The organism is Streptomyces sp. NPDC006430 (assembly GCF_040612395.1).
Classification (GTDB): Bacteria; Actinomycetota; Actinomycetes; order Streptomycetales; family Streptomycetaceae; genus Streptomyces.
Genome location: NZ_JBEXQA010000001.1, coordinates 599,508 through 617,505 on the forward strand (window position 1 = coordinate 599,508; position 17,998 = coordinate 617,505).

General features: G+C 73.0%; 16 protein-coding genes and 1 pseudogene. 10 read left to right on the top strand and 7 right to left on the bottom strand.

All coding sequences use genetic code 11. The annotated features are described in order from the left end of the window. The first annotated feature begins 32 nt into the window (after positions 1-32). Together ABZZ20_RS02765 and ABZZ20_RS02770 are read left to right on the top strand one after the other, a co-directional pair. Positions 33-647: a TetR/AcrR family transcriptional regulator gene (locus ABZZ20_RS02765; protein WP_356865966.1), complete on the top strand. Its 615-nt coding sequence runs from the start codon at positions 33-35 to the stop codon at positions 645-647. Continuing rightward, the gene (locus ABZZ20_RS02770; protein WP_356865968.1) at positions 631-2,265 is read left to right on the top strand and encodes an isovaleryl-CoA dehydrogenase; all 1,635 of its coding nucleotides are present in this window, start codon (positions 631-633) and stop codon (positions 2,263-2,265) included. Before ABZZ20_RS02765 ends, ABZZ20_RS02770 begins: the two co-directional genes overlap by 17 nt. Before the next feature lie 161 nt (positions 2,266-2,426). On the opposite strand, the gene ABZZ20_RS02775 is transcribed toward ABZZ20_RS02770, so the two are convergent. Continuing rightward, positions 2,427-2,735 carry a hypothetical protein gene (locus ABZZ20_RS02775; RefSeq protein ID WP_356865970.1) on the bottom strand — a complete coding sequence of 103 codons (309 nt, stop codon included), beginning with the start codon at positions 2,733-2,735 and terminating at the stop codon, positions 2,427-2,429. On the opposite strand from ABZZ20_RS02775, the gene ABZZ20_RS02780 reads away from it, so the two are divergent. Next, positions 2,725-3,627 (top strand): S8 family peptidase, encoded by a 903-nt coding sequence (locus ABZZ20_RS02780; RefSeq protein WP_356865972.1) that lies wholly within the window; start codon positions 2,725-2,727, stop codon positions 3,625-3,627. The genes ABZZ20_RS02775 and ABZZ20_RS02780 overlap by 11 nt on opposite strands. A gap of 20 nt (positions 3,628-3,647) precedes the next feature. Here the strand turns inward: ABZZ20_RS02780 and ABZZ20_RS02785 are convergent, their stop codons facing one another. Next, positions 3,648-5,063: an amidase gene (locus ABZZ20_RS02785; protein WP_356865974.1), complete on the bottom strand. Its 1,416-nt coding sequence runs from the start codon at positions 5,061-5,063 to the stop codon at positions 3,648-3,650. A gap of 136 nt (positions 5,064-5,199) precedes the next feature. On the opposite strand from ABZZ20_RS02785, the gene ABZZ20_RS02790 reads away from it, so the two are divergent. The 5 genes from ABZZ20_RS02790 (at position 5,200) to ABZZ20_RS02810 (ending at position 11,139) form a co-directional block, all read left to right on the top strand. Then, positions 5,200-5,829 (top strand): TetR/AcrR family transcriptional regulator, encoded by a 630-nt coding sequence (locus tag ABZZ20_RS02790; protein WP_356865976.1) that lies wholly within the window; start codon positions 5,200-5,202, stop codon positions 5,827-5,829. Positions 5,830-5,903: 74 nt separating this feature from the next. Further along, positions 5,904-6,179 carry a DUF6225 family protein gene (locus ABZZ20_RS02795; RefSeq protein WP_356865978.1) on the top strand — a complete coding sequence of 92 codons (276 nt, stop codon included), beginning with the start codon at positions 5,904-5,906 and terminating at the stop codon, positions 6,177-6,179. Positions 6,180-6,443: 264 nt separating this feature from the next. After that, the gene (locus ABZZ20_RS02800) at positions 6,444-7,235 is read left to right on the top strand and encodes a nucleotidyltransferase domain-containing protein (protein WP_356866152.1); all 792 of its coding nucleotides are present in this window, start codon (positions 6,444-6,446) and stop codon (positions 7,233-7,235) included. 121 nt (positions 7,236-7,356) lie between these two features. Next, on the top strand, positions 7,357-9,015 hold the full coding sequence (gltD, locus tag ABZZ20_RS02805; RefSeq protein WP_356865980.1) for a glutamate synthase small subunit: 1,659 nt from the start codon (positions 7,357-7,359) through the stop codon (positions 9,013-9,015). A gap of 99 nt (positions 9,016-9,114) precedes the next feature. Then, positions 9,115-11,139, top strand: coding sequence for a prolyl oligopeptidase family serine peptidase (locus tag ABZZ20_RS02810; protein WP_356865982.1), 2,025 nt, complete (start codon positions 9,115-9,117; stop codon positions 11,137-11,139). A 133-nt stretch (positions 11,140-11,272) separates the two neighbouring features. On the opposite strand, the gene ABZZ20_RS02815 is transcribed toward ABZZ20_RS02810, so the two are convergent. After that, positions 11,273-11,698 carry a hypothetical protein gene (locus tag ABZZ20_RS02815; RefSeq protein ID WP_356865984.1) on the bottom strand — a complete coding sequence of 142 codons (426 nt, stop codon included), beginning with the start codon at positions 11,696-11,698 and terminating at the stop codon, positions 11,273-11,275. Between the two features lie 280 nt (positions 11,699-11,978). Between ABZZ20_RS02815 and ABZZ20_RS02820 the strand changes: the two genes are divergently transcribed. Next, a complete protein-coding gene (locus ABZZ20_RS02820) occupies positions 11,979-12,779 on the top strand; it encodes an alpha/beta hydrolase (RefSeq protein ID WP_356865986.1) in 801 nt (266 codons plus the stop codon). Between the two features lie 22 nt (positions 12,780-12,801). Here ABZZ20_RS02820 and ABZZ20_RS02825 read toward each other — a convergent pair whose 3' ends face one another. Next, entirely contained in the window at positions 12,802-14,073 is a 1,272-nt protein-coding gene (locus tag ABZZ20_RS02825; RefSeq protein WP_356865988.1) for a pyroglutamyl peptidase, read from the bottom strand. Positions 14,074-14,328: 255 nt separating this feature from the next. Here ABZZ20_RS02825 and ABZZ20_RS02830 point away from each other — a divergent pair, with 255 nt between their 5' ends. After that, entirely contained in the window at positions 14,329-14,565 is a 237-nt protein-coding gene (locus ABZZ20_RS02830) for a chaplin (protein ID WP_356865990.1), read from the top strand. A 158-nt stretch (positions 14,566-14,723) separates the two neighbouring features. On the opposite strand, the gene ABZZ20_RS02835 is transcribed toward ABZZ20_RS02830, so the two are convergent. From ABZZ20_RS02835 to ABZZ20_RS02845, 3 genes and pseudogenes are all read right to left on the bottom strand, one after another. After that, positions 14,724-15,962 carry an MFS transporter gene (locus ABZZ20_RS02835; RefSeq protein ID WP_356865992.1) on the bottom strand — a complete coding sequence of 413 codons (1,239 nt, stop codon included), beginning with the start codon at positions 15,960-15,962 and terminating at the stop codon, positions 14,724-14,726. Next, the gene (locus tag ABZZ20_RS02840) at positions 15,959-17,329 is read right to left on the bottom strand and encodes a GH1 family beta-glucosidase (protein WP_356865994.1); all 1,371 of its coding nucleotides are present in this window, start codon (positions 17,327-17,329) and stop codon (positions 15,959-15,961) included. The genes ABZZ20_RS02835 and ABZZ20_RS02840 overlap by 4 nt, the downstream gene beginning before the upstream one ends. Positions 17,330-17,501: 172 nt before the next feature. Beyond that, positions 17,502-17,792: pseudogene (locus tag ABZZ20_RS02845) on the bottom strand (hypothetical protein); the annotation flags it as partial. Positions 17,793-17,998: the final 206 nt, after the last annotated feature.

Genomic DNA, 17,998 nt, shown 5'->3' on the forward strand with positions numbered 1-17,998 from the left:
GTGAAGCATTGAATCAGTGCTTCAATCCTTCCATGCCCTACCGCCGCCCCCCTGCCGTGCAGGCCCGCCTCGACGCCCGGCGCGACCGGGTGCTGGAGGCGGCCGTCCGCCTGCTGTCCCGCGAGGGGTACGGCGGATGCTCGGTCGCCGCGATCGCGGCCGAAGCCGGAATCTCCACCGGCAGCGTGTACCAGTCCTTCTCCGGAAAGTCCGAGTTGGCCGCCGCGCTCTTCCGGACCCTGGTGGCCAGGGAGCTGGAGGCGGTGGCCGCCGCGACGGACCGGCCGGGCACCGCAGCGCAGCGGGTCGCCGCCGCCGTGGAGACCTTCGCCCACCGGGCGCTGCAAGCCCCACGCCGCGCCTTCGCGCTGCTGGCAGAGCCTGCCGATCCCGCCGTCGACACCGAGCGCCTCGTCTTCCGGCGCGCGTTCCGCGACGTGTACGCCGAACAGATCGCAGCGGGCGTGACCAGCGGAGAACTGCCCGCACAGTCAGCCGAGTTGACTGCCGCCGCGCTCGTCGGCGCCATCGCCGAGGCCCTCGTCGGTCCGCTGGCCGACGGCGACGCGGCCCCCGGCGACGTCATCCCCGGCCTGATCACCTTCACCCTGCGTGCCCTGGGAGGACACGATGCCGCACACGCATGAGGTCACCAATCAGGTACCACCGCACCAGTCTTACGACGCCGCCGCCGACCCGGCCCTGCTGGAGGCGGTCTCCCGCGAGGGCGCGGCATGGGCCGTCCCCGAGCTCCACCGCCTCGGTGTCCTCGCCGGCTCCGAACAGGCAGCGGAGTGGGGGCGCGTGGCCAACGAGAACCCGCCGGTGCTGCGCACCCACGACCGCTACGGCCACCGGATCGACGAGGTGGAGTTCCACCCCTACTGGCACGAGCTGATGCGCACCGCCGTCAGCCACGGGCTGCACGCCGCGCCCTGGGCGGAGAGCCGCCCGGGAGCACACGTCGCACGGGCCGCGAAGTTCCTCGTGTGGGGCCAGGTCGAGGCGGGCCACTCCTGCCCGATCTCCATGACCTACGCCGCTGTACCCGCGCTTCGCGCGACCCCGGAGCTCGCCGGGTGGTTGGAACCGCTGCTCGCCTCCCGCACGTACGACTTCGGGCTGCGCCGGCCGGACAGCAAGCAGGGACTGATCGCCGGCATGTCGATGACCGAGAAGCAGGGCGGTTCCGACGTACGCGCCAACACCACCACGGCGGTCCCGGCCGCGGACGGCACGTACCGGCTGACCGGCCACAAGTGGTTCACCTCCGCGCCCATGTCGGACGTCTTCCTGACGCTGGCACAGGCTCCGGGAGGACTCTCCTGCTTCCTCCTGCCACGGGTGCTGCCGGACGGCAGCCGCAACCGCCTGCTGCTCCAGCGGCTCAAGGACAAGCTCGGCAACCGGTCCAACGCCTCCGCCGAGATCGAGTACGACGAGGCCCACGGCTGGCTGGTGGGGGAGGAGGGCCGCGGCGTGGCGACCATCATCGAGATGGTCAACATGACCCGCCTGGACTGCGTGCTCGGCGCGGCGTCCGGGATGCGGCTCGGGGCCATCAGGGCCGTCCACCACGCCACCCACCGAAGGGCGTTCGGCAAGAACCTCATCGACCAGCCCCTGATGCGCAACGTCCTCGCCGACCTCGCCCTCGAATCCGAGGCGGCGACGGCCGTCGCGCTGCGCCTGGCGGGAGCCACGGACCGCGTCGCCCAGGGCAACCAGGACGAGGCGCTGCTGCGCCGGCTGGGGCTGGCCGTGACCAAGTACTGGGTCTGCAAGCGCGCCCCCGGGCATGCCGCCGAGGCCCTCGAATGCCTGGGCGGCAACGGCTACATCGAGGACTCCGGCATGCCCCGCCTCTACCGCGAGGCCCCGCTGTCGTCCATCTGGGAGGGCTCCGGCAACGTCGCCGCCCTGGACGCGCTGCGCGCCATGGCCAGGCAGCCCGAGACCGTCGAGGCCTTCCTCGGGGAAGTGGGGCGTGCGGCGGGCGCCGACCGGCACCTGGACGCGGCGGTGGCCGGGCTGCACAAGCAGCTGGCCGATCCGGCCGAGGCCGAGTACCGGGCCCGCCAGCTCACCGAGACGATGGCCCTGGTCCTCCAGGCGTCGCTGCTGCTGCGGTACGCCCCGGGCGCGGTAGCCGAGGCCTTCTGCGCCTCCCGGCTGGGTGGCGAACACGGTGGCGCGTACGGCACCCTGCCGACGGGCGTGGACACCGAGGCCATCCTCGCGCGAGCCCGCACGACCACGGTCTGAAGCCGGCACGAAGGCCGCACCGCGGCCTGTGAGCTGCGGCGCGTGAGCCGCGGCGCCTGCCCGAGGAGGGCGGGCGCCGCGCCGTGGAGTGCCGGCCCCCCGGGCCTCGGCCCGCACGGCCGAAGGCGGCGGGCGCCCGCGTTCCGGCAGACCGGAGCCGCTCAGCGCAGTACGGCAACCGACGGGGCGGTGTCGGTCGTCTGCACCCTTGACGGCGCGAAGCCGCAGGGCGACAGGGGGCGGGTCATGGGAAGCCGGCGCAGCAGCGTGATGCTCGTAGCAGTCGTGGCGATGGCGATGGCGATGGCGCTGGGGGCCGCGGCCTGCTCGCCGGAGGAGGGGCCCGCCCCCGGCGGGTCCGGTGCGGTGTCGCCCTCCGCGTTCCCGACCGGGGCGCCGCGGCCGACGTACGTCCCCTCGGGGAGCCCCCGGCCGTCCGGCTCCGCGGCGGCGGACCCCGTGGTGCGCACCGGGGTCCCCTGGAACCTCGACCGCCTCGACCAGCGCGCCCGCCCGCTCGACGGGAGGTTCACCGCGGGTGCGGACGGCCGGGGCGTGCACGTCTACGTGATTGACACCGGCCTGGACGTCAAGCACGCCGAGTTCGGCGGCCGGGCTGCCCTCGGCGCCGACTTCGTCGGGGACCCGGACGCCGGTGACTGCTTCGACGGCGGCGGCCTGGGCCACGGCACGTTCGTCGCGGGCATCATCGCCGGTGCCACCTACGGCGTCGCCCCGAAGGCGAGCCTCGTGCGCGTCCAGGGCATCGCCTGCGAGGAGGGCAGCGGCCCCCACACCAAGGACGTCTCGCCGGCCCCGTCGGAGGATTCCATCGTCAAGGCCGTGGAATGGGTGACCGCGCACGCCCGGCGCCCGGCCGTGGTGAACATGTCCCTCAACCTCGCGAGCCGCTCGGCGGGCGTCGACACCGCCGTACAGCGCATGATCGACTCCGGGATCCCCACGGTCGTCGCGGCCGGGAACTTCAACGACGACGCCTGCGGCCACTCGCCGGCCGGCGTCCACGGTGCGATCGTCGTCGCGGCCTCCACCGCCGACGACCGGCACTGGAGCGACGGTGGCGGGTACGGCTCCGGCCACGGTCGCTGCGTGGACCTCTACGCCCCCGGCGACAAGGTCACTTCCGCGCTGGCGGGCGGCGGCACCGCCACGAGCGATTCCGCCGCCACGTCCTGGGCAGCCCCGCACGTCACCGGCGTGGCCGCCCTCTACCTTTCAGTGAACCCGGGCGCGACGCCCGTCCAGGTCCGTACCTGGCTTACCGAACAGGCCGTACGCGATGCCGTGGCCGGCGTTCCGGCCGAGACCCCCAATCGGTTGCTCCACACCGCAGGCCTGTAACGTCCCCCGGCTCGTCGGCTTCATCCGCGCGGGTCGAGCGGAGTCAGGACGCCCAGCCGGTCTTCGACCGCCTGGGCTGCGTCCAGACACAGGTCCTCGCGGAACGCGCGGCCGACGATCTGGACCCCGCACGGCAGTCCGTCGACGACCCCGGTCGGTACGGCCACGGCGGGCACGCCCACGAAACTGGTCACGGTGCACAGGCGCATGCCCGATCCGACCCGGTCCCGCCCCGCCAGGTCGCGCGACTCCAACCCCGGCTCGACCGGCGGTTCCGTGAACGACGGGCCGAGCAGCAGCGGGTACGCGTGCAGGAACTCGGCCCAGGACCGGCGGATGTTCAGCCACGTGCCCATCAGCCTCACGAGTTCGTCCGCGCTCGCGGGCGGGGTCCGCTCCATCATCATCCCGATGTAGCGGTCCCCGCCCGCGCCGAGCAGCGTGCGCACCGTCGGCCAGGCCGGTGCGAACTCGCTCGCGGTGATCCGGCCGTACGCATCGAGGGTTTCGGCCATCCGCGGTACGTCCTGCACCTCGCGCACGTCGTATCCGGCGTCCCGGAGCGCGCCGGCGGCGGTCTCGACGGCCGTGCGCACCGTGGGGTGGACGCCCTGCCCGCCGGGGTCCGTCACGACGGCGACCTTCAGCGGCCCGGGCGACGGGGCCCCGTACAGGGGGACCGGTACGGCCCGCGGGTCGCGCGGATCGGTCCCGGCCAGCACCTCGTACGCACGGCGCAGGTCGCCTACCGTCCGCGCCAACGGGCCGTCGGTCACGAGCATCTGGGACGCCGGACCGGGGTCCTCCGGGCCGAACGCGCGGTGGTCCGCGGGGAACCGGCCGGTCGACGGTTTCAACCCCGCCACGCCGCAGAACTGGGCCGGGATCCGCACCGATCCGCCGGAGTCGTTGCCGAGCCCGAGCGCCGCCATGCCCGTGGCCACGGCCACCGCGTCGCCCCCGCTGCTGCCGCCCGGGGTCCGGCTGCGGTCCCAGGGGTTGGCCGTGTCGCCGAACAGTTCGCTGCGCGTGTGCATCCCCGCGAGGATCAGGGTGGGTACGTTGCTGTGGCCGATGGGGATGGCGCCGGCGGCGCGCAGCCGTGCCACCGGCGGAGCGTCGGCTTCAGCCACCAGGTTGCGGAAGCGTTCGGAACCGAACGTGGTCGGTACGCCTTCGACGGCCGTGGTCTCCTTCACCGTGAACGGAACGCCCGCGAGCGGCCCCAGCGTCGCGCCGGTGGCCCGCAGCCGGTCCGTGTGCGCCGCGGCCGCGCGGGCGCGCTCCGCCAATAGTTGGGTGACCGCGTTGACCCGTGGGTTGACCTCCGCGATGCGCTCCAGATGGCTGTCTACCAGTTCCACCGCCGAGACGTCGGCCCGGCGTACGGCCTCGGCCTGTGCGCCGGCCGTCATCCTCCACAAGGGATCCCGCATGGTGTGAACCCCCTCCCCTCCAAGTTCCGATGCACTTGCATCGGAACCCTAACCCGTGAACCGATGCAAGTGCATCGCATAAAGTCCGTTCAGACGCGGACCGCGCGGGTGCGCAGCTGGTGGGAGGAGATCGGGCATGCCCAGGCAGGTGGATCACGAGGGTCGGCGCCTCCTCATCGCCGAGGCCGTCTGCCGCCTCGCGGACGAACGCGGGTTGGAGGGCGTGACCCTGCGCGACGTCGCCGCCCGCGCGCAGGTGTCGATGGGAGCCGTACAGCGCTGCTTCCGCACCAAGGACGAGATGCTCGTCTTCGCCCTCGGGTACGTCGGCGAACGCATCGGCGAGCGCGTACGGGCCCGCCTCGTCAGGAGTCCGGCCCAGTCGGCCGGTACCGCACTGGGCCACGCGGTCACCGAGGTCGCACTGCTGCGGGAGGAGCACCGGGCCGAGGCCCGGGTCTGGCTGGCCTTCGTGGCACAGGCGGCGGTCAGCGAGCCGCTCGCCGCAACGTTGAAGGCGAGCTACGCAGCCCTGCAAGAGGTGTTCAGCCGGCTGGTCTCGGAAGCCGCCGAGGGTGCGAGGACCGCCGAGGGTGCGGATATCGCCGCGGGCGCCGCGCCCCTCGATCCGCAGCGCGAAGCCCGCGCCCTTCTCGCCCTCGCGGACGGCCTCACCGCGCACGTCCTCATCGGCCACCTCACCCCCCGAGAGGCGCGGGAGGTCCTCCACGCACACCTGGACGACTTCTGGACGCACTCCGGGTGAGACTCGCCCCGGATGCGCGAAACCGTCCGGCGTGCCGTGGCCGCGGTGCACCTCCGGCGTTCTAGTGTCACCGCATGGCTGACATGTTCGATCACAATCCGCAGGTGTGGACCGCCGGCCGGCTCCGCGAGGTGCTGGCAGGGCTGCCCGAGGAGACTCCGATCCACATCGGAGTCGCGGACGGCCCCGGAGACTTCGAGGGCTACGGGGAGTACGTCCTCGTGGACGCCGAACCGGTGGAGGTGGAGCCGGACGTGGACGGCGACGAACACGGCGAACCGGGACCCCGGGTCCAGTTCACGTTGTTCGCCGACGCCCAGGCGGGGGCGTACCACCTCGACCTGGACTGACATCCACAGGAGCATCCCGCGCCCCGCAAGCCCGTACGCCCAGCCCGGGTGGACGCCGATGCTTCCGCGTGGGCGAACCGGACGGCGCCGGTGGAGCCGCCGCCGTGCACGAGGACGAGTGGAGCGGCGCCGGCCGGCCCGTACGGGAGGCCGGGCCCGGCCGGCAGGCGACCGGTAGGCGGCCGGAGTGGAGTCGGCTCGGACCGGCCGGCCGGAAACGGCTGGCCAGGGCCGGTTGCCCGGTGCAAGACTCGCCGCGTGGAGATGATCACCAAGGACATGGCGCACCGTCTGGCCCAGGTACCGGGCGTGGTCGGCGTGCTGCTCGGCGGCAGCCGGGCGCGGGGCGAGCACCGGCCCGGATCGGACTGGGACCTCGGCGTCTACTACCGGGGCGACCTCGATGTCGATGCGCTGCGCGCGCTCGCCGGGCCGGACGTGGACGTGGCCGGGCCGGGCGGCTGGGGGCCGTGGGTGAACGGCGGTGCGTGGCTGCGGGTCGACGGGATCGCCGTGGACTGGATCCTGCGGGACCTGGACCGGGTCGAGCAGGTGTGGGGGCAGTGCCGCGAGGGCCGGTACGAGGTGGGCGTGCAGGCGGGGCACCCGCTCGGGTTCTGGTCGCCCTGCTATCCGGGCGAGGTCGCACTGGGCCGGGTACTCGCTGATCCGACCGGCGAGCTTGCGGACCTGCGGCGGCGGACCGCGCGGTATCCCGAGCCCCTGCGGGAGGCCCTGACGGCAGGGGCCTGGGAGGCGGAGTTCCTCGTCGAGGGCGCGGCGAAGGGCGCGGAGCGGGCGGACGCCCTGTACGTCTCGCTGTGCCTGTCCCGGGCCGTCGGCGTGCTGGTGCAGGCGCTGTTCGCCGCGGAACGGCGCTGGTGCCTCAACGAGAAGGGCGCGCTCGCCGTCGCCGAGACCCTGCCGGGGGCTCCGCCCGACTTCGGCGCGCGCGTCCGCGGGCTGCTGGGGGCTCCGGGCACCACCGTCGAGGCGCTCACGGCCACGGTGGCCGGGGCGCGGGCCCTGGTCGCGCAGACGCGCTCCGCGTGGTGAGCGCCCGATCGACAGTCCGGCAGTACCGCCGGTCAGGGCGCCCGGCCGCAGGGAACCCGCGGCGGTGGCGGCGTAGCCTGGTCTGAACGCCGTAACCGCCCGAGAGCCAGGGAGGCGGTGCATGACCGACCCGTACGGCTTCCTCAGGACGCCACGCAACCCCGTCCCGGCCCGCCCCGCGGACGAGCGGCTCGGTGACTGGCGTGAGGTGCACTCCGGACAGACCCTGCTGCCCCTGGTCTCCGAGCAGGCGAACCGCTGCATGGACTGCGGGGTGCCGTTCTGCCACGGCGGCTGCCCGCTGGGCAACCTCATCCCCGAGTGGAACGCGTACGCCGCACACGGTGCCTGGCGGGCCGCGTCCGACAGGCTGCACGCGACCAACAACTTCCCCGAGTTCACCGGGCGGCTCTGTCCGGCCCCCTGTGAGGACTCCTGCGTACTGGCGATCAACGCGGACCCCGTGACCATAAAGAACGTCGAGCAGACGATCGCCGACCAGGCCTGGGAGCGCGGGTACGCCTCGCCGGTGCCGCCGGACCGGCTCAGCGGGAAGTCCGTCGCCGTCATAGGTTCCGGCCCGGCCGGGCTCGCCGCGGCCCAGCAGCTGACCCGGGCCGGGCACACCGTGGTCGTCTACGAGCGGGCCGACCGCATCGGCGGACTACTGCGCTACGGCATACCGGCGTTCAAGATGGAGAAGACCCACCTGGACCGGCGAATCGCCCAGATGCTCGCCGAAGGCACGCTCTTCCGTACGGACGCGGACATCGGCGGCCGGGTCGATGCCGCCGACCTGCGACGGCGGCACGACGCCGTGGTGGTCGCGGTCGGGGCCGCGGAACGCAGGGAGCTGGCCGTCCCGGGCCGTGAGCTGCGCGGCATCCACCAGGCCATGGACTACCTGATCGGCGCCAATCGGGTCGGGGAGGGCGACCGTAGGGCTCCCGAGGTGACGGCCGAGGGCCGGCACGTGGTGATCGTCGGGGGCGGGGACACCGGCTCGGACTGCCTGGGCACCGCGCTGCGGCAGGGGGCGGTGTCGGTGGTCCAGCTGGACATCCGTCCGGAGCCGGGCGCGGCCCGGTCCGACGCCGAGCCGTGGCCCCTGGTGCACCCGCAGGTGTACCGGATCTCCCACGCCCACGAGGAGGCACGGGGCCGCCACGGCTCCGACCCCCGGCTCTTCGCCAGCGCGACCCTGCACTTCGAAGGCGATGCGGCGGGTCGGGTACGCGCCCTGCACCTGAGCGCGGTGGAGCCGACGGGGAGGACACCGTTGCCCGGCACGGAGCGGGTCATCGAGGCCGAATTGGTCCTGCTGGCGCTCGGTTTCTCCGGTCCCGAGCGGGCTTGCGGTCTGGGCGAGCAGCTCGGGCTCACCCTGGACGCCCGGGGCAACTTCGCACGCGACGCGGGTTTCGCGGCCATCGGCGAGCGGGGACCGGCGGACGCCCGCCCGGCGGGCGGCCCCTCGACCGGTGGTCCCACTGCGGACGGCCCCGCGGCGGGCGGGGCACGGTCCGCAGGCCAGCCACCGCCATGGGCCCGGACCCCCCGTGCGGGCAAGGCCCCCTCGTGGGGCCGGCCGCCGCCCCAGCCGTCCCTGCGCCGGCCCGACGGCGTCTTCGTGGCCGGTGACGCCGGGCGCGGGCAGTCCCTGGTGGTCTGGGCCATCGCCGAAGGACGGGCGGCAGCCGCCGCCGTGGACCGGTACCTGACCGGCTCGACGGCCCTGCCCGCCCCCGTCGGCGCCCATGACCGGCCGTTGTCGGCGTGACCCGTCGCTGTCCACGACCTGCGACCCGCAGCCGCGACCCGCGTCCACGCTTCGCCGGAGGTGGCTCCGGCCGGTCCCGCCGGGCTGCACAATCATGGTGTGACTGCTGAAGATCGTTTCCTGTGGCTGGAAGACGTCGAGGGTGAGGCCGCGCTGGCCTGGGTCGGCGAACGCAACGCCGAGACCGCCGCCGAACTCACCCGGGACCCCCGCTTCGAGGAGCTGCGCGACGAGCTGCGCGAGGTTCTCGACGACGCCGACCGCATCCCGTACACGGTCCGCCGCGGGGCGTTCCTCTACAACTTCTGGCGGGACGCGGACCGGCCCAAGGGCGTGTGGCGGCGTACGACGCTGGAGCAGTACCGCAAGGACGATCCCGCCTGGGAGGTCCTCCTCGACGTCGATGCCTTCGCCGCGGCGGAGGGCGAGGAATGGGTGTGGGCCGGCGCCCGGGTGCGGTACCCGGACTACCGGCGGGCGCTGGTCCAGCTGTCCCGGGACGGCTCGGACGCCGTCGTCATCCGCGAGTTCGACGTCGAGGAACGGGCCTTCGTCGAGGGCGGCTTCGAAGTGGCGGAGGCGAAGACCCGGATCGGCTGGATCGACGAGGACACGGTCTTCCTCGGCGCGGACCTCGGGCCGGGCTCGCTGACGGCCTCCGGCTACCCCCGTACGGTCAGGCGCTGGCGCCGGGGCACCGATCCCGCGGACGCCGAGGTCGTCTTCGAGGTCGAGGCCGGGGACGTGTCCGCCTCCGGCTGGCACGATGCGACCCCCGGGTACGAGCGCGATTTCGTCTCCCGGTGCAGCGACTTCTTCCACGACGAGCTCCACCTGCTCACCGCCGACGGCCGGTTGGTGAAGATCGAGGTGCCGGACGACGCCGGGAAGTACGCGCACCGGCAATGGCTGATCGTCACTCCGAAGACCCCGTGGCTCGGGCACCCGGCCGGTTCGCTCCTCGCCTTCGACTTCGACGCCTTCCTCGACGGCGACCGCACCGCGCACGTGCTGTTCGCGCCGGACGAGCGCACCGCGCTGGCCGGGCACAGCTGGACCCGCCACCACCTCGTCCTGGAGACGCTGGCCGACGTCGCCACCCGTATCGAGGTCCTCACCCCCGGCTCGGACGGCTGGGGCCGCCGCCCCCTGGCGGACGTTCCACCGCTGTCCTGCGCGACCGTCACGGACACCGATCCGGACCTCTGCGACGAGTACTTCCTCAACGTCGACGGCTTCCTCCAGCCCTCCACGCTCACTTACGGCCACATCGGCGGCGACGCCGAGCCGCTCAAGCAGGCCCCGACGCGCTTCGACGCGCGCGGGCTGTCGGTTCGGCAGTTCTTCGCGACCTCCGCGGACGGCACGCGGGTGCCGTACTTCGTCGTCGGCCCCGCCGACCCCATCGGCCAGGGCCGGCCGGGACCCGCGCTGCTGTACGGGTACGGCGGCTTCCGGGACCAGCAGACCCCGTACTACAGCCCGTTGACCGGCCGCGCCTGGCTCGCGCGCGGCGGCACGTACGTGGTCGCAAACATCCGCGGCGGCGCCGAATACGGCCCCGCCTGGCACCGGGCGGCCCTCGGAGCGAACCGGGTACGGGCCTTCGAGGACTTCGCCGCCGTCGCCGCCGACCTGACCGCCCGGGGCATCACCACCCCCGACCGGCTCGGCATCACCGGCGCCAGCAACGGCGGCCTGCTCATGGGAGCCATGCTCGTCAGGTATCCGGAGCTCTTCGGCGCGGTCGTCGCCAAGGTGCCCCTGCTGGACATGCTCCGCTACCACCGCCTGCTGGCCGGGGCCTCCTGGATCGCCGAGTACGGGGACCCCGACGACGAGGGCGACCGCCGCCACCTCGAAGCCATCTCCCCGTACCACAACCTCTGCGCGGACCGGCCCTACCCGCCCCTGCTGCTGATGACCTCCACCAGGGACGACCGCGTCCACCCCGGCCACGCCCGCAAGACGGCCGCCCGGCTGCGGGAACTGGGGCACCGGGTGCTCTTCCACGAGAACACCGGAGGGGGCCACGGCGGAGCCAGCGACAACGAACAGGCCGCCGCCAACCACGCGCTCGCGTACACCTTCCTGTGGCAGAACCTGGGAGCGCACCCGTCGTGACGGGGTGACGGCGTGCCGGACCCTGGGGCCGGCACGCCGATCGACTTCGACCGAAGCGGTGGAACCCGGCCCGGGCGGGGCGTGGTCCACCGCGCGTGGATCGGCGGCGCCGATCCGGTGGCCCGCCGCGCCGTCAGGGCCGCGTGCGGGCCGCCTCGGTGTCCGGGACGTCGTTGCACAGGGCCCAGATGACGAACACGCCGATGCCGATGGCGATGATCGACCAGAGCGGCTGGTACGGCAGCCACATGAAGTGTGCGATGACGGACAGTGCTGCCAGGACGATGCCGGCGATCCGTCCGGCCTTCGCACCCTTGAGGATCGCCGCGCCGGTGACGACCACGAGGATGCCGACGATGAGGTGGATCCAGCCCCAGGCCGTCAGGTCGAACTCGAAGGTGTAGTTGCCGACCCGCGTGTAGACCTCGTCCTCCGCGATGCCGGCGATGCCTTCGAAGATTCCGAAGATGCCGACCACCAGCATCAGGACACCGGCGAACATCGTGCCGCCCGTTGCCCAGGCGCTGCTGCTCGGCGTAGTACCCGGCGTGCTACTCATCGCGCCGCCTCTCTCTCGGGTGCGGGACCCAGGTATCCAGGTCACGTTGGTCCCGTACCTCATCCTGCGCACCTATGGTGCGGCGCGCACTTCGGGAGCCCACTCGGTCGCAGAGGGTGAGACCCACGGGGTTCGGCCGGGGCCACCAAGGCTCGGGGATGGATTTATACATTTGTATTGTGCAAGCGATCTATACGCTTGTATGGTCTGTTTGGTCGAGCGAGAACGACCGAACGCGCCCGAGCGCGGCGACCTCGGGCGCACGTCCAGGAGATGTGTGATGAACCAGCAGGCGCAGGCCTTCCGCAGTGAACTGACCTTCGACGGGCGTGTGTTGTCCTATCTGGACTTCGGCGGCCCCGGCCGGCCGCTGCTCGCCGTGCACGGACACCTCTCCGAAGGCGTGTCCTTCGCCGCCCTGGCGGCCGAACTGGAGCAGGAATGGCGGGTGATCGCTCCTGACCAGCGTGGCCACGGCGACTCGGACCGGGCTGCCGCCTACGGCCGGGAGGGGTACGTCGCCGACCTCATCGCCCTGCTGGAACACCTGGCCCTCGACGGGCCCGTCGTCCTCCTGGGGCACTCCCTCGGCGGGATCAACGGCTACCACCTGGCCGCCGCCCGTCCCGACCTGGTCGCCGCGCTGATCAACGTCGATGCCCCGGTCGATGTGCCGCGCACGGAGCCGAGCCCGCTCGCCTTCGTGCGCGGCTTCCCCTACAAGGCGCCGACCCGGGAGGAACTCATCGCCGCCTGCGGCCCGTTGGGCGCCATGGTCGGGCCCGCCCTACGCCCGCTCGCCGAAGGCGCAGGTTGGCGGCTGCCGTTCCACCCGCAGGACACCGTCGACTCGGAGGACGCGGTGCACGGTGACCACTGGGCGCAGTGGCTCGCGAGCGACTGCCCGGCGCTGCTCGTCCATGGCCGGCGCAGCCAGGTGCTCCCGCAGGAACAGGCCGACGCGATGGTCTCCAGACGGCCCGGTACCTCGTACGCCGCCGTCGATGCGGACCACTTCGTCCAGCTCCGGGACCCGAACGGCTTCGCCGCGGCGGTCCGGAAGTTCCTGGGCGGGCTGTGACCCGGCAGGCGGGGGGCCGGACCTACGGGCGGGCGGCGACGTGTTCGAGGACGGTGCGCACCTCCGCCGTTATGGCGTTCTCGTTCTGCTCGAACTCGGGGCCGGTCAGCAGGCGCGGGTCCGCAGGCAGGCCGGTGAGGACCGGCGTGTGGAGATGGCCGCCGGGCAGGTGCGGGGCGAGTTCCCCGCGCAGCCGGTTGGAGCGGTAGGCCACCTCGTTGGAGAGGTAGCCGCCCCCGCCGCCCGCCACGGCCCGCGAGCCGGTCGTCGGCCCGTCGGAGCGGTCCACCGGCGTCGTGCCGCCCGCCGGGATCTCGGTGACGGCGGTGTTGAGGAGCACCGGGTACGGCGTCCGGACCGAGTCGGTGACCGTGTCGGCCGGGAGCGTGGTCCGGATGAACTCCGGGCCCGGGCCGAGGTCGGGAGCGGCAACCGGGTGCTCGCGGGTGCCGCCGGAGAGGGAGCCGGTGTTGTCGGGGTACGGGTCGGCCGACCGCGACCGGCCCGCCCAGGCCTCCAGGGTGAAGATGCCGGGGTAACCCTGGCTGACGGTGGTGATGACGTCCGCCGCGCCGGAGCCGCCAGCCAACCGCGGTGCGAACGCCCGCTCCACCATGCCGGCGTCGAAGTCGGCGTACCGCACGGGAAGGGTGACGGCGCGTATCTCGGCGCGGCTGCCGTCGGCGAGGGTGATTCGGCGGCCGTTGAGCTGGAGTGCGGCGGAACCGGACGGGTTCGCGCGGCGGAGCTCGGCGTCGAGGCCGAAGGGGTCGAAGCCGCTGATGAAGACGCGCCGCACGCCGGGCGACGTACGGAAGGCGTTGTCCGTGAGCCCGCGGGAGGCGTCTTCGAAGCGGGCGCGCAGCGCGCGGCGGTCGACGGCGAACGGCGGTTCCCAGCGGGCGAGCGCCGTGGTCATGGCGAGCCGGGTCCAGTACAGCGGCCGGTCGTCCCCGACCGGAAGGTCACCGCCGGGCCGCTGTCCCTGGGCCCTTCGTACGGCGGCCTGCCAGAGGGCTTCGCCCCAGCCGTCGAGCAGCCGTTCGGTCTCGGTGGAGCTCCGGACCCCGCACAGCGCGGCGGGAAAGCGCAGTACGAACTCCTCGAACCCGGCACGTTCGACGAGCGCCGTGGTCCGCGCGTCCGCGAGCCGGGCCTGCTCCGCGTCGAGGGGTGCGGAGACCGCGGTGCGGCAGGAGGGGCCGCCGGCCGCGTGCGCGGGCGTGGTCGCGGCCAAGGGGAGGACGGTGGCGAGAAGGACCGCGACGGACGCGGTACACCGTAAGAAAGTCATGCGATGTGACATTACGTAGCTGCCCCGCGCTCCACCACGGCCCCCGCGCGGACGTGGCGCGTTCCGCTCCCTCTCCCGTGCGTCACGGCGCCCGCGGTGGAGCGTCGCGCCTCGACGTCCCGACCCCCTCCCGCCCGGGCTCTCCCACCGGAATGGCTCGGATCCGGACGCGGCCCACGGGCGGGTGAATGGGTCCGGTTCGCGGGGCGGTGGTATGGGATGGCCCGGCACACCCTCATTCGATGGGAGACCCACATGAAGATCCGTACGCTGGCCGTTGCGGCTTGTCTGGTTGTCGGTGCGACGCTGGGCGGGATCGGTTCCGCTTCCGCCGATGCCACGGCCGAAGGCGTAGCCATCGGTTCGCCGGGCGTCCTCTCGGGCAACGTGGTCCAGTTCCCGATCCACATGCCGATCAACGTCTGCGGCAACGGGGCCGGCGCCGCCGGGCTGCTGAACCCGGCCGCCGGCACCATCTGCATCAACGCCTGAGCAGTGCCGAGCCGCGGTGCCACCGGACCCTTCCGGTGGCACCGCTTGCTGCCGGGGGGCGGGGGCGGGGGCGGGGGCCGGGGGGCCGGGGTGCCGGAATGTCGGGATCTGCCGGGGCCCTCCCGCAGTCCCCGGCGGGCGCACGGGGCGGGCCGGCCCTACGGGACCCCGCGGATGCGGCGGACCAGCACCGACCCCGCCAGGGCCAGTGCGCCCGCGAGCCCGTACAGCGAGGCGTACCCGCCGAAGTGGGTCACCACCGGGGCGGCGATCACCGGAGCCAGGACCTGCGGGAGTGCGTTGGCGATGTTGATGACCCCCAGGTCCCTGCCCCGGTCCTCCGCGGTCGGCAGCACGTCCGTCAACAGGGCGAAGTCGACGGACGTGTAGACGCCGAAGCCGACCCCGAGGACGAGTGAGGCGACGATCGCGCCGGTCCAGGTCTGCCAGACGGCGAGCAGCCCGGTGGCCGCCGAGATCACCAGCCCCGATCCGATCACGTACGCCTTCCGCCGGCCCGTACGGTCCGACCGGACGCCGCTGATCACCACGGTGGACAGCAGGGTGAGCGCGTTGAGCGCCGTAAGGATCAGGACCCCCGTGTCCGGGTCGTCCTCGTAGTGCACGGCGTCGGTCAGGTAGTACAGCAGGTACATCGTGCTGACGGAGTACGACAGGTTCATCAGGAACCGTGTGATCCAGGCCCAGCCGAAGTCGGGGTGGCGCCGCGGGTCGATCCAGAAGCCGGTGAGGAAGGTCCTCCAGCAGAAAGCGGGCCGGTCCGTGGGGGAGAGGCGCGCGTCGCGGCGCATCACCACGTACGGGACGGCGGCCAGCACGGAGAAGGCCGCGCAGGCGAGGTAGCCCGCGGCGATGCCGCCCGCGACCGTGGCCAGCGCCGTGCCGGCCAGGATGCCGCCGACCTGGGAGACGCCGAGCCAGCCGCCCACGAGGCCACGCTGTCGGGGCGGGACCTGGTCGGGCACCGCCGCGGTGAGGGCCGCGAAGGCCGCGTTGAGGGCGAGTTGGACCAGGCACCAGCCCGCGATCACCACGGCGACGCTCGAAGCCCGCGCGAGCACGAGCAGTCCGGCCGCGCCGCCCGCGACTCCCGCCACCACCCAGGGGATGCGCCGGCCCACGGACGCGGTCGTACGGTCGGAGAGTGCCCCGAACACCGGGTTGGCGACCATCGAGACGGCCGCCCCCACCCCCGTCACCAGAGCGAGGGTGGACGCCTTGTGGTGCGGGGTGAGCTGTTCCGCCTGGCGGGCCAGGAGCAGCTGGAGGGGCCCGAACCATCCCACCCAGACGCCGAGGTTGGCGAGGGACAGCGCACTCACCCACCGCCCGCCGACCGGGTGGGAGGTCTCCGCCGCCGTGCGCTCGACGGTCACCTGCCGCCCTTGATCACGTCGCGGTACCAGGCGTAGGAGTCCTTCGGGGTCCGTTCCAGCGTGTCGTAGTCGACGTGGACCAGGCCGAACCGCTGCCGGTACCCCTCCGCCCATTCGAAGTTGTCGAGGATCGACCAGATGAAGTACCCGCGGACGTCGACGCCTTCGGCCATCGCCCGGTGTAGGGCGTTCAAGTGGCCCGCGTGGTAGGCGATCCGGCGGGCGTCGGCGATCCGGCCCGTCGCCGGATCGGGTCCGTCACCGTATGAGCAGCCGTTCTCGGTGATGTAAAGGGGCGGCAGCCGGTTGCCGTAGCGTCCGCGCAGGGTGACGAGCAGCTCGCGCAGCCCGTCCGGAACCACCGGCCAGCCGAAGTCGGTGCGCTCGTACCCCTCGGGCTGCCGGATGGCGAAGGGGAGGTCCGACGGGATCTCGATGCCACCGAAGTCCGCGGGTGCGGCCGTCGCCCGCGGCGCGCCGACGAGCATGGGGTTGTAGTAGTTGACGCCGTACCAGTCCAGCGGGGCGGAGATGACCTTGAGGTCTTCCGTCACCGGCCCGGGCAGGAGCGAGGAGAAGCCCTCCGGGTACGCGCCGGTCAGGATCGGGTCGGCGAAGAGGCGGTTCGTGAGCGTGTCGTACAGCTCGGCCGCCGCGCGGTCGGCGTCGCCCTCACCGTCGGTCCACACGGGGCTGTGCGAGGCGGCGATGCCGATCCCGCGGGCGCCCGCGGCGCGCAGGGCCTGGACCCCCAGGCCGTGGGCCAGGAGTTGGTGGTGGGCCGCGGGCAGGGCGTCGAAGACGAGTCGCTTTCCGGGGGCGTGTTCCCCGAGGCCGTATCCGAGGAGCGTGACCTCGGCGGGCTCGTTGATGGTGATCCACATCGGGACGCGGTCGCCGAGCCGCTGCGCGACGACCGAGGCGTACGCCGCGAAGCGTTCGGCGGTTTCGCGGTTGAGCCAGCCGCCCTGCTCCTCCAGGGCGAGCGGGGTGTCCCAGTGGAAGAGGGTGGGCGCCGGGGCGATCCCGCGGGCGCACAGCTCGTCGACGAGCCGGTCGTAGAAGTCCAGCCCCTTGCGGTTCACCCGGCCGTGGCCGTCCGGCTGGACGCGTGACCAGGAAACTGAGAACCGGTAGGCGCCGACGCCTAGTTCGGCCATCAGTGCCACGTCCTCGCGGTAGCGGCGGTAGTGGTCGGTGGCCACGTCGGCGTGCGAACCGTCCCGGATGCGCCCAGGTTCCTCGGTGAAGGCGTCCCAGATGGAGGGGCCCCTGCCGTCGGCGGTGAGCGAGCCCTCGATCTGGAAGGCGGAAGCGGAGACTCCCCAGAGGAAACCGGCGGGGAACTCGGGTACGGGCGCTGTCATGCGGGCTCACTTCGGTCGCGGGGCACGGGACGCCGACGCCCCCGATGGTGAGGGCTGTCGGAGGCATCGCTGACCGCACACTTTTGAGCCCCGGGGCCCGTCGTGTCAATGGAAAGTGAACAATCCTCAAGTTTTGCCAGCATCAAGTGCGTCCGCGGCGGTTCTCCTCGGCTCAGCGGTAGTGAACTTCGTTGTTCCGCTTGCTGTACTGGTTCCGGTGGAACAGCTCGAAGGCCACCGCGGGCCGGCCGCCGAACCGCTCGCCGGCCGCCGCCAAGTTCCGTTCCAGGAAGCCCCGGACGTACGCCTTCGGATCGATCCTCGTCGGTGAGCGCCTCCAAGTAGGTGGCATGGGCGAGGGCGGCCTGCACCCCGCGCTCCGTCGCCCGTCGATGGCATAGGTCGGATACGGCGAGTTGGCCACCGCCTGCCAGCGCACGCCCTCCCACGGAGCCAAGCCCTCCGCCCCTTTCCTTCGTCGTCAAGGACTCAGGCAACGGACAACACCGTGGAGACCCGGCAGCGCAGATCCACGCGGGGGCCCGTACGTGACGAGAAGGCGCGGCCTCCACAGATGACTGCCGGGTCCTGTCGGGTCGGGTGGGCTGATCCACCAGGGTTTACGGGACGGCCCTGAGAGGAGCGCGTCGAAGACGTCGCGCAGTTCTC

Bases quoted from the DNA above. Each gene is read 5' to 3' on its own strand.
- ABZZ20_RS02765 (WP_356865966.1), top strand. From the start codon at position 33: ATGCCCTACCGCCGCCCCCCTGCCGTGCAGGCCCGCCTCGACGCCCGG.
- ABZZ20_RS02770 (WP_356865968.1), top strand. From the start codon at position 631: ATGCCGCACACGCATGAGGTCACCAATCAGGTACCACCGCACCAGTCT.
- ABZZ20_RS02785 (WP_356865974.1), bottom strand. From the start codon at position 5,063: ATGCGGGATCCCTTGTGGAGGATGACGGCCGGCGCACAGGCCGAGGCC.
- ABZZ20_RS02790 (WP_356865976.1), top strand. From the start codon at position 5,200: ATGCCCAGGCAGGTGGATCACGAGGGTCGGCGCCTCCTCATCGCCGAG.
- ABZZ20_RS02795 (WP_356865978.1), top strand. From the start codon at position 5,904: ATGGCTGACATGTTCGATCACAATCCGCAGGTGTGGACCGCCGGCCGG.
- ABZZ20_RS02800 (WP_356866152.1), top strand. From the start codon at position 6,444: ATGATCACCAAGGACATGGCGCACCGTCTGGCCCAGGTACCGGGCGTG.
- gltD (WP_356865980.1), top strand. From the start codon at position 7,357: ATGACCGACCCGTACGGCTTCCTCAGGACGCCACGCAACCCCGTCCCG.
- ABZZ20_RS02815 (WP_356865984.1), bottom strand. From the start codon at position 11,698: ATGAGTAGCACGCCGGGTACTACGCCGAGCAGCAGCGCCTGGGCAACG.
- ABZZ20_RS02820 (WP_356865986.1), top strand. From the start codon at position 11,979: ATGAACCAGCAGGCGCAGGCCTTCCGCAGTGAACTGACCTTCGACGGG.
- ABZZ20_RS02825 (WP_356865988.1), bottom strand. From the start codon at position 14,073: ATGACTTTCTTACGGTGTACCGCGTCCGTCGCGGTCCTTCTCGCCACC.
- ABZZ20_RS02830 (WP_356865990.1), top strand. From the start codon at position 14,329: ATGAAGATCCGTACGCTGGCCGTTGCGGCTTGTCTGGTTGTCGGTGCG.
- ABZZ20_RS02840 (WP_356865994.1), bottom strand. From the start codon at position 17,329: ATGACAGCGCCCGTACCCGAGTTCCCCGCCGGTTTCCTCTGGGGAGTC.